Raw genomic sequence first — 10,716 nt, 5'->3', positions numbered from 1 at the left:
TGTCATTGGGTTGGCAGTGTGGAGTTGCTGGTCAGGCATTGTCGGGTGGTGGTGGGGCATGAGACCGTCACCCGGGTCGGGTGAACGGCGCACGGCCGGACGGGGAACGGTGCCGATGAGCTGCCGAAGGTTGCTCCCACGGCCGGTCGGGAGCAATTCCCCCGGCCCGCTCCGCCGGCCGTCGCACCGCACGTGACCCCTGTCGCGCAAGGACTTCCCTGGTCGCGGATCCGGCCTGGAGGCCGCGCTTCCGGCGCCTGGACGGCCCGCTAAGGTATTGACAAAAGTCACCGGGCCTGCCGCGCGTGACGGGTATGAGCGATTCACGAATGCGCTGTGATGAACCTTCGCGTAGACGATGAACGCAGACCTTGTTGAAACACGTACCCGTACAGCAGGTTTAGGTGGCGTTCCGCACCACCGGGCAAGCTGTGCGAGAGGGGACTCCCATGTCTGTAAATGCGACCGAGATTCTCAATGCCTTCTTCTTCGACGGCGCCGACGCTCCGGCGGAGAGCGACGTCCGGATCGACGTCGTGGACAGTTGGACCACCAGCGACCTGGCGGCCGTCCGGCCCACCACCATCAGCTGGAGCGAGGCCCGGGTGGACGCGGGCCGCTGACGGAACCCGGGGCGACCGCCACCGGCAGCCACCATCCGATTCGCGGGGGAACGAGATGACGGACACCGACCTGTGGGTGCGACGGTTCCACCCGGCGGACGACGCGGCGACCAGGCTGCTGTGCCTGCCGCACGCCGGCGGCTCGGCGAGCTACTTCGCCCGGGTGGCCAGGACGCTCGCACCCGAGGTCGACGTGCTCGCCGTCCAGTACCCCGGTCGGCAGGACCGGTTGCGGGAGCCCGGCCTCACCTCGGCCCACGAGATCGCGGACCGACTGGTGGCGGCGCTGCTGCCGCTGGTCGACCGGCCGATCACCGTCTTCGGCCACAGCCTCGGCGCGACCATCGGCTTCGAGGTCGCGCTGCGGCTGCGGCGGGCGGGTGTCGGGCCGACCGCGCTGTTCGTCTCCGGCAGGCGGGCGCCGCACCTCCGCAGGGAGGAGCGGACCCACCTGCGGGACGACGCTGGCCTGGTCGCCGAGGTGCGCGCACTGGCGGGCACCGACAGCGCGCTGCTGGAGGACGAGGACGTGCTGCGGATGGTCCTGCCGGCCATCCGCTCCGACTACACCGCCGCCGAGACCTACGAGTACCGGCCCGGGCCGCGCCTGGACTGCCCGATCGTCGCGCACATCGGTGACAGCGACCCGCGGGTGACGGTCGACGAGGCGAAGGCGTGGCGGGAACACACCGACGCGGGGTTCGAGTTCGTCGTCCACCCCGGCGGTCACTTCTATCTCAACGACAACATGTCCGCGGTGCTGCGCAGCATCAGGGCGCACACCCGGTCGCTCAGCTCGGCCTCGCGCGGCGCCGCCACGGTCGCCCACGCCGAACAACCGGGGTGAGTCGCCGGTCGACCCGAGCCTCAGGAGTGTCCGGAGGTGACCCACATGGCACTGATCGAGAGAGAACACCTGCTGTCCGACCTCGCCGAGGCGTACGCGACGGCTGCCGCGGGCCAGGGCCGGGTCGCGCTGGTCGACGGCGGCGTCGCCAGCGGGAAGACCCGGCTGGTGAACGCCGTGACCGAGGTGGCCGTCGGCGAGGGCGCGCTGGTGCTGACCGCCGCCTGTTCGGTCGCGGAGAGCATGATCCCCCTGGGGGTGGTGGGACAGCTGTTCCACAGCCTCCGGGCCCAGACCACCTCGACCGACCACCTGCCGCTGCTGCGGCGCGACACCGGGCCGGCGGGGGACCCGGACGCCCCCACCCTTCGGCACGGTGACGCGCAACTGCTGGAGGACGTCTGCCAGGCCCTCCTCGACGTCGCCGCCGACCGGCCCCTGGTGGTGGTCGTCGACGACGTCCAGTTCGCGGACTCCCTGTCGTTGCAGGCACTGCTGTACCTGCAACGGCGCATCCGTTTCGCGCGGGTGCTGCTCGTGCTGAGCGGATGCGTGGGCGCGCGCCCCGAGGCGGCGGCGTTCCGGGCGGAGCTGACGCGGCAGCCGCACTGCCGGCACCTGCGGCTGCTCCCGTTGTCGCCCGACGGCGTCGGGCGGCTGCTCGCCGAGCGGATCCGGCCGGAGGCCGCCCGGCGGCTCGCCGCGTCCGCGCACGCCGTCAGCGGCGGCAACCCGATGCTCGTACACGCGCTGCTCGACGACGCCCTCACCGGCGCCGACGGGGAGGTCGCGCCGACGGTGGGCGCGTCGTTCGTCCAGGCCGCGCTCGCCTGCCTGCACCGCAGCGACCCCCGGCTGCTCGACGTCGCCCGCGCTCTCGCGGTCGTCGGCCCGGCCGCGTCCGCCGGGCTCGTCACCGGGCTGGTGGGCCTCTGCGCGGCGACCACCCGGCAGGTGCTCGGCGCGCTCGCCGAGGCGGGCCTCACCGAGGGGCACTCCTACCACCATCCGGCGGTACGTGCGGCGGTGCTCGACGACTGCCCGCCGCAGACGCAGTCGGCACTGCGGTCGCGGGCCGCGCGCCTGCTCCACGAGGACGGCGCGTCCGCCGCCGAGGTGGCCGCGCACCTGGTGGGCGTCGGTGAGCCGGCCGGGTCCTGGGCCGCGCCGGTGCTGGTCGCGGCGGCCGGGGAGGCCGTCGCCGGGGGCGCCGCACGGCACGCCGTGGACTGCCTGGAACTGGCGCTGCGATCCACCGAGGACGCCCGCGAGCGGGCCGCCGTGGAGGCGGCCCTCGTCCGGGTGCACTGGCGCAGCGACCCCGAGGCGGTGCCGCGTCACCTGTCGTCGCTGGCGGCGGCGGGTCGGGCCGGCCACCTCGACGAGGCCGACACGCTGCTGCTCGCCCGGTCGCTCGCCTGGCAGGGCAGGCACGACGAGGCGATGGAGGCGCTGGGCGCGGTGGGTGACCTCACCACGCACCCGGATCCGGACCTGGGCGCCGACCACCTCGCCACCCGCGAGTGGCTGCGGCACTGCCGCCCGCAAGGCGGCGACGATCCGGGCGACCCCGGGCCGGGCGCGGCGGTCGACCGCGCCGAGGAGGTGCTGCAACGCGCCCGCCCCGGTGACTCCCTCCTGGTGTCGGTGTGGCACGCGCTGCGGGTGCTGATCGGCGCGGACCAGCTCGACCGCGCCGCCGACTGGTGCGAGAAGCTGGCCGAGGAGGCCGAGTCGCACGCGATCACGAGCTGGCGGGCCGTCCTGACCGACGTACGGGCCGCCGTCGCCCTGTGCCGCGGCGACCTCGCCGCCGCCGAGCGGCACGCGCGCGACGCGCTGGCCACGATGCCGCCCGCCGCCTGGGGCGTCGCCGTCGGCTCGCCGCTCGCGCACCTGGTTCTGGCCTGCACGATGACCGGGCAGCTCGCCCGGGCCGAGGCCGCCCTGCGGGAGCCGACGCCGGCCGCGATGCGCCAGAGCCTGTTCTGGCCGCAGTACCTGCGGGCCCGGGGCGTCTACTACGACGCCGTGGACCGGCGGCACGCCGCGCTCGCCGACTTCCAGACCACCGGCCAGCTCGCCGTGACCTGGAGCGCCGACGATCCGTCCGCGCTGCCGTGGCGGGTCGACCTCGCCCGGCTGTACGTGCGGATGGGCCGGCCCGACCAGGCCCGCAAGCTGGTCACCGAACACCTGGCGCTGCCGGGTGGCGACGCCCCGCGCGCCAAGGGGATGGGACTGCGGGCGTTGGCGGCGGCGTACGCGCCCAAGCAACGTCAGGTGATGCTGCGCGAGGCGATGGACCTGCTGCACGCCAGCGGGGACCGGCACGAGCTGGCGCACGTCTTCGCGGACCTGAGCCAGACCGGGCACGCGCTCGGCGAGTTCGGGCGCGCCAAGATGATGGGCGCGCACGCCCTCCAGCTCGCCGAGGGCTGCCACGCCGAGCTGCTGCGGCGCAAGCTCAAGCCGTCCGACGACACCCTCGACCCCGCCGTGGCCGGCGCGAAGGACGGACTCGCCACGCTGACCGACGCCGAGCGTCGCGTCGTGAACCTGGCCGCCCGCGGGCACACCAACCGGGAGATCGGCGACAGGCTGTTCATCACCGTCAGCACCGTCGAGCAGCACCTGACGCGGGCCTACCGGAAATTGAAGATCAGCACGCGTACGGAGCTGGTGCACATCGACCCGCCGAAGGGCGCGCGCGGCGCGCGGCGCCGGCGCGTCGCCCCGGTCGGTCCGCCCTCCGGTGACAAGGAAACCACGATGCGATCGGACACGACATGACCGTTGCCGAGGACGAACAGGTCGGCAGCCGGGAGCGCACGCTCGCCCGGCAGATACTCGAACTGGTCTTCCGCTTCCGCCGTCTCGAACACGCCGACGACCCGTGCGCAGCGCTGCCGTGCGACGACTGCTTCGCGACCCACGAGGAACGGGTGGGCGGGTACGTGCGCAGCGGCGAACCGCTGCACTTCGTGCTGCCGGCGTTCCCCGCGAAGTCCCGCAACCCGGAGAAGGTGGTCGGTTCGCTGCCCGACCTCGGTGAGCGGATCTCCGTGGAGTTCCTCCAGTCCTTCTGCGAGCAGGTCAGCCACTACCATCCGACGGGCGCGCGGATCCTCATCTGCTCCGACGGCCACGTCTTCTCCGACCTGCTCGGCATCCCCGACGAGGACGTGACCGCGTACCGCACGGAACTGCAACGCATCATCGACCAGACCGGCGCGTCCTCGGTCTCGATGTACTCGCTCGACGACGCGTTCGGGGCGATGTCCTACGACGAGATGCGCGGGCGGCTCCTCGCCGAGTACGCCACGCCGCTGGAGGACATCCGGGCCGAGGTGCTGACCGACCTGGGCGCCCGGTCGCTGTTCAACGGCATGCACCGGTTCATGCTCGAGGACCAGGGCCCGCTGCACCCCGAGCTGAGCCGGACCAAGCTGCGCGAGCACTGCAAGGAGTTCGCGTACCAGATGATCCGGCGCAGCCGCGCCTGGGGAGACCTGGTCGGCACGAAGTTCCCCCACTCGCTGCGGCTGTCGATCCACCCGCAGCCCCGGCACGCCGAGAAGATCGGGCTGCACCTCATCCGTACCAGGGACAGCTGGCTGACCCCGTGGCACGGCGTCGTCCTCGACGACGGCGTCAACCTGACGCTGGTCAAGCGCAGCCAGGCCGAGCGGGGCCGGGCCTCGCTCGTCTGGCGCAACGGCCGGCCGAGCCACTACGTCAACCCCCACTTCCGGCAGGAGGAGATCGCCTCATGACGACGGCAGACGAGCTGCGCGTGGAGCGGACGCCGCTGGCGCCGTTCGGCACGCTGGTGACGGCGGAGCACGACGGCGCCGACCTGCGGGACATCGCGCCCGCGACGCTGGAGCGCTGGACGATCGAGTCCAAGGTGGTCGTGCTGCGCGGCTTCCCCCTGCTGAGCAGGGAGGACCTGATCGCCTACTGCGAGACCTGGGGCGAGGTGCTGACCTGGGACTTCGGCGCCGTCCTGGACCTGGTGGTCCAGGAGGACCCGAAGAACTACCTGTTCAGCCGTACGGACGTGCCGTTCCACTGGGACGGCGCGTTCGCGCGGGCCGCGCCGCGGTACTTCCTCTTCCAGTGCCTCGAGGCGCCGGTGCCCGGCGGCGGCGAGACGGTGTTCTCCGACAGCACCGACGTGATCCGGCGCGCCTCGCCGGAGCTGGTGCGCGAGTGGGCGGCGACGGAGGTCAGCTACCGCACGGAGAAGCTCGGCTACTACGGCGGCGAGACCGTGTCGCCCCTGCTCACCACGCACTCGGAGACCGGCGAGACGATCATGCGGTACGGCGAGCCGCTCGACCCGGAGCGCTACCGGAACCCCGTCTGGGTGTCCATCGGCGGCAGGTCGGCGGAGGAGGCCGAGCCGTTCATGGCCGACCTGCGCGACCGGCTGCACCACCCGGACGTCTGCTACCACCACGAGTGGGTCGACGGCGACATCGTCGTCGTCGACAACCAGGCGCTGCTGCACGGTCGCAACGCCTTCCGCGGCAACTCCTCCCGGCACCTCCAGCGGATCCAGATCCTCTGACCACGGTCAGGGTCGCTCGCGGCGCCATCGAAGGTCCTCAACCCCGAAGGAAGACACCATGACCGTCGAAGAGGCGCGCGCGGGCGCGTCCACACCGGCGCCGACATCCGCGCGGCGCCCGATCTACCACTCCATCCGCATCCGCCGGGTCGAGTTCCTGCCGGTGATGCTGGCCATCTACGCGATCCCGTCGCTGCTGTCGGTCGACGACCTGAGCACCCTGGCCTCGGTCCACTTCGCGTTGGTGATCGTGATGGCGCTGTCCATCATGCACTTCATCGACATGACCAACGCGTACGCCGACCGCGACGTCGACGCCGTGTACAAGACGTGGCTCTCCCAGGCGGTGTACGGGCTGGGGCTGCGCAACGTGCGGTGGCAGATCGCCGCCACGGGCGCGGGTGTGCTCGCCCTCGCGACCTACTTCACCTTCCGCACCGGGCACTGGGACATCCTGCCCCTGGTCGCGTTCACCCTCTGGATCGGCGCCCAGTACTCCATCCCGCCGGTCCACCTGAAGAGCTCCGGCGTGGGGCAGATCCCCGGCCTCGCCGCGGTGCTGATCTGGCTGCCGATGCTCGTCGTCGTCCGGTCCGTGCCCGGTGAGCTGTCGTGGCCGCTGCTGGCCGTGATCATCGGGTTCGGCGCGAACCAGGTCGGCATCGTCATGGTCAACACCGCCGAGGACTGGCCGGAGGACGCCGCGTTCAACATCCGCACCTGCGTCCGCGCGCTGGGCCTGTCCCGGGCGATGGCGGTCGCGAGCGGGCTGATCGCGGTCGGCGGCTCCACGGTGTGCGTGTCGGTGCTGGCCATCGGCGGCTTCACCTGGGGCGCCGTCCCGATGATCGCGGCCATCGCGTTCGCGCTGGTGCACGTGTCGGGGACCTGGCGCGGCGTGCGCGGCAAGCCCCTCGCGGACGCGCTGGCGTTCCTGCGGCCCCGGGCGAAGCTGGTGCCGTTGCAGGTGGCGAGCACCGGGTGGGGAACCGTGATTGCCGCCGCCTTCGCACAGGCGGGCTGAATCCCGGTGGGGAGGGACACCATGGCGCAGGTCGTGCTGCTCGACGAAGAGGGACGGCCGGTGGGTGCCACCGAGGGCGCGACGGTGCACCACCTGCGTACGCCGTTGCACCTGGCGTTCTCCTGTTACGTCTTCAACAGCGACGCGAAGCTGCTGCTCACCATGCGCAGCGACCGGACGCGCACCTGGCCGGGGATCTGGACGAACTCGTGCTACGGGCACCCCGTGCCGGGGGAACCGGTTCCCGCCGCGGTGACCCGCACCGTACGCGCCGAGCTCGGCCTGGCCGCGCCGGCGCCGGAGCTGGTCCTGCCCGCCTTCCGGTACCGCGCCACGATGGACAACGGCGTGGCGGAGAACGCCGTGTCCCCGGTGTTCCGGGTGGTGACCGACGAGCGTCCGACCCCCGACCCGGCCGCCATCGGCGACTTCGAGTGGGTCGCCTGGGCGGACTTCGTGTACGCGGTGGGCACCGGCGACATCTCCGTGTCGCCGTGGTGCCGCCTCCAGGTCGCCGAACTCATCACCCTGGGCGACGATCCGACGCGGTGGCCCACGGCCGACGAGTGCCTCCTGCCCGGTGGAGCGCTGACGGCCGCCGGCTGAGCGTGCGACGGACCGTGCCCACCCCGCCGGTGGGCGCGGTCCGTCGTCGTGCCGCGGTGGTGCTGTCGTGTCGGGGACGGGGGCGCGGCGCCCGGACGCCGTGCGCGGAACACCGCCACCGGCATCGGGCCGGAGCTGGCCACGGCGGGACGGGCGGGTAGGGCGCCACCGGGACCGGTCACGACCCGGCCCGGACGCTGGCCTCCACGGTGAACGTGCCGTCCCCCCGCCAGGTGCGCAGGGTGCCGCCCGCGTCCCGCAGCCGGTCGGCCAGCCCCGGCAGCCCGCTGGCGTCGAGGTCCGGAGCACCGTCGCCCGCCCCGTCGTTGACCACCGTCAGCCGCGCCCCGGACCCCTCGCGGGCGATCTCGATTGTGCACCACCGCGCCTCGCCGTGCCGCAGCACGTGGGCGCCCGCCTCCCGCAGCACGGACACCAGCGGCCCGGTGAGCGCGGGGGGCAGGTCGCCCTCCGGCTGCGTCACGGCGCACCGGATGCCGGCGTTGCGCAGCACCCGGGCCACCGTCTGCGCCTGTTCGCGCAGGCCGACGCTGCGGTAGCCGTGCACGGCCTCGCGCATCCGGGCCGACGCCGCCGCCGCGAGCGCCCGCATCTCGGCGGTCTCCTTCCTGGTCCGCTCCCCGTCGACCATCGCCAGCCGCGACGCCAGCTCCGCCTTGAGGACGAGCGCCGACAGCTCGTTCGCGAGCAGGGCGTACACGTCCCGGGCGCACCGCAGTCGCTCCTCGGCCGCCGCCAGGCGGGCCAGGGCGTCGCGCCCCTCCCGGGCCTGTGCCCGGAACGTCCAGAACCACAGGTGCAGCACGTTCCATGTCGCCACCGTCAGCCCGAGCACCACCGTGACGGTCACCGCGTCGCGCACGGGACCGCCGAGCCACCAGGCCGTTGCCGCCGCCACCAGCACCGTTCCGGCCATCAGGGTCACCGCGTACCGGACGGGCAGCAGCAGTGGCGCGGCCCCGACGAGCGCGGCCCCCACGAACGCCCAGCCCCGCCCCGGGGCGCCGCCGACCGGCCCGACGAGCGGGACGGACAGCACGGCGGCCGTGGCGCAGCCGGCGATCAGCCACCGGCCGGTCGTCGCCGGCCACGGCATGACCGACCGGCGCAGCGCCACGGCCAGCGCCACGACCAGGAGCAGCAACCCCGCCGCGCCGAGCACGGTCCCGCGCGGGTCGGGCTCGCGACGCAGCTCCAGGGCGGCGAGCAGCACGCACGCCGCCACCCCGCTCGCGGCGCCCGCCAGGATGCACAGCCTCGCCCGCCGCATGCCCGGGGTCGACAGGGCTTCAGCCGGCGCGGCGGGGGTTCGCGTCAGGCCGGCGGGCCGGATCCCGGTGACCATCAACGCCACGGCTCCCGGCGGACGTGGCGCGTGCCGGGCGGCGCCGGCACGCCCGGCCGCGCCCACCCGGGCGGCGGCGCGCCCGGTGTCGTCGCCTGCCGGATCCCGATCGCCACGGAATGCATGGTATCGGTCACGATGGGTTCCTGCCGACGTGGACCCGTCCGTGCCGTCGCGTCCCGGGGCCGCCACCCGTCGGGCTCGCCCGTGGGGTGGGTGGTCTCGAAGAGCTGCGCTGTCATCGGAGGGCCTCCGTCCGGTCCTGGTCGCGTGCGCGCCGGCGGGCGCCGGTCCGCCCCGCGGGTCGCCGACCGTGCCGCGGGCCGTCGCCACGCGGTCGGTCGTGCCGTCAGCATGGCGGCGACGACGCGCCGGATCCCATCCCCGGGTGTCACGTCCGTCCCGGGAGAACTGCACGGGTGAACCGTGCGCCGGTGTGTCGACGGCGGGTTCTCGGGCGGCCCGGAAATTGCGCGTTCCATCGCCTCGAAATTGTTCCGCCATCGCCCGGTAATTTGCGCTGCGGGCCGTGTCGACAGATGGCGCACCTGATTGCGGTCGATGGTTCCACTCGGCTAATTTGCAGACACGAAATGCCTCTCCTCTCTGGAGGCTGCTGTGTCCTCATCCGTCGGAATTCTGGGCACCGGATCCTGGGTGCCCGCGCGAGCATTGTCGAACGAGGAAATCGCGCGTCGCGTACCGGGAGCCAGCCCGGAATGGATCGTACGCAAGACCGCCATTCGTTCGCGCCGTTTCGCGGCGGCGGAGGAGGCCACCTCGGACCTCGCCGTGCGGGCCGCGGCCCGCGCGCTGCGGGACGCGAACCTCGGCGTCGACCGCGTCGACTACCTCATCGTGTCGACGTCGACCCCGGACCACCCGCAGCCGCCGACGGCCTGCCTGGTGCAGGACCGTCTCGGCGCGTACGGGGCGGCGTGCTTCGACGTCAACGCGGTGTGCGCGGGATTCGTGCACGCCCTGGTGCTGGCGCAGTCGCTCGTGGCGGACCGGCCGGGCACCCACGCGCTCGTGGTCGGCGCCGACGTGTACTCGCGCATCCTGGACTTCGACGACCGGCGCACCGCCGTGCTGTTCGGCGACGGCGCCGGCGCGGCCGTCGTGGGGTCGACGTCACCGGGGCGCGGTGTCGTCGAGTACGAGCTGGCCAGCCGGGGCGACGCCAGCGACCTGATCGGGGTGGCGGCGGGCGGCAGCAGGCTGCCGGCGTCCGCGACGACGGTGGCGGACGGCGGCCACGTCTTCCGCATGCACGGCCGCGACGTCACCGAGATCGTCCTCCAGGAGGTCCCGCCGTTCGTGGACAAGCTGCTGGCCAGGGCGGGCGTCGGCGCGGCGGACGTCGCGCACGTGGTGCCGCACCAGCCCAACGGCCTGCTCCTCGACGAGTTGGTACGCGCGTGCGGGCTGACCGCCGCGCACACGCACCGCACGGTGGAGGAGTACGCGAACGTCGGCAGCGCCTCGGTGCCGCTCACCCTCGACCACGCCAGCCGGGCCGGGCTGCTCGGCGACGGCGATCTCGTCCTCCTGCTGGGGTTCGGCGGGGGGATGTCGTTCGGGGCGTGCCTGCTGCGGTGGGGCCGGGCGCCCGGCCCGGACCCCGGTGGTGACCGGTGAGCCCGCCGACCGGCCACCGGACCCCGCAAACCC

At 73.5% G+C, this 10,716-nt stretch carries 9 protein-coding genes; 8 read left to right on the top strand and 1 reads right to left on the bottom strand.

Annotated features, from left to right (window positions below; all coding sequences use genetic code 11):
- The first annotated feature begins 449 nt into the window (after positions 1-449).
- The 7 genes from ACFHW0_RS29990 to idi are packed head-to-tail and all read left to right on the top strand — an operon-like array spanning position 450 to position 7,676.
- Positions 450-623 (top strand): hypothetical protein, encoded by a 174-nt coding sequence (locus ACFHW0_RS29990; protein ID WP_416612998.1) that lies wholly within the window; start codon positions 450-452, stop codon positions 621-623.
- Between the two features lie 55 nt (positions 624-678).
- Positions 679-1,470, top strand: coding sequence for a thioesterase II family protein (locus ACFHW0_RS29985; RefSeq protein WP_416612997.1), 792 nt, complete (start codon positions 679-681; stop codon positions 1,468-1,470).
- 45 nt (positions 1,471-1,515) lie between these two features.
- A complete protein-coding gene (locus ACFHW0_RS29980; protein ID WP_416612996.1) occupies positions 1,516-4,263 on the top strand; it encodes an AAA family ATPase in 2,748 nt (915 codons plus the stop codon).
- On the top strand, positions 4,260-5,246 hold the full coding sequence (locus ACFHW0_RS29975) for an L-tyrosine/L-tryptophan isonitrile synthase family protein (protein ID WP_416612995.1): 987 nt from the start codon (positions 4,260-4,262) through the stop codon (positions 5,244-5,246). Before ACFHW0_RS29980 ends, ACFHW0_RS29975 begins: the two co-directional genes overlap by 4 nt.
- Positions 5,243-6,046 carry a TauD/TfdA dioxygenase family protein gene (locus tag ACFHW0_RS29970; RefSeq protein WP_416612994.1) on the top strand — a complete coding sequence of 268 codons (804 nt, stop codon included), beginning with the start codon at positions 5,243-5,245 and terminating at the stop codon, positions 6,044-6,046. Before ACFHW0_RS29975 ends, ACFHW0_RS29970 begins: the two co-directional genes overlap by 4 nt.
- Before the next feature lie 58 nt (positions 6,047-6,104).
- Positions 6,105-7,070 (top strand): UbiA family prenyltransferase, encoded by a 966-nt coding sequence (locus tag ACFHW0_RS29965; protein WP_416612993.1) that lies wholly within the window; start codon positions 6,105-6,107, stop codon positions 7,068-7,070.
- Between the two features lie 21 nt (positions 7,071-7,091).
- Positions 7,092-7,676: an isopentenyl-diphosphate Delta-isomerase gene (gene idi, locus ACFHW0_RS29960; RefSeq protein ID WP_416612992.1), complete on the top strand. Its 585-nt coding sequence runs from the start codon at positions 7,092-7,094 to the stop codon at positions 7,674-7,676.
- A gap of 178 nt (positions 7,677-7,854) precedes the next feature.
- Here the strand turns inward: idi and ACFHW0_RS29955 are convergent, their stop codons facing one another.
- Entirely contained in the window at positions 7,855-8,967 is a 1,113-nt protein-coding gene (locus tag ACFHW0_RS29955; protein WP_416612991.1) for a histidine kinase, read from the bottom strand.
- Positions 8,968-9,660: 693 nt separating this feature from the next.
- On the opposite strand from ACFHW0_RS29955, the gene ACFHW0_RS29950 reads away from it, so the two are divergent.
- Positions 9,661-10,683, top strand: coding sequence for a 3-oxoacyl-ACP synthase III family protein (locus ACFHW0_RS29950; protein WP_416612990.1), 1,023 nt, complete (start codon positions 9,661-9,663; stop codon positions 10,681-10,683).
- The last annotated feature ends 33 nt before the right edge of the window (positions 10,684-10,716 follow it).

This window comes from Micromonospora sp. LOL_025 (genome assembly GCF_048060285.1).
Taxonomy (GTDB): Bacteria; Actinomycetota; Actinomycetes; order Mycobacteriales; family Micromonosporaceae; genus Micromonospora.
Note: the sequence above shows the minus strand (reverse complement) of the source record. Positions and strands in the feature narration are given on the sequence as shown.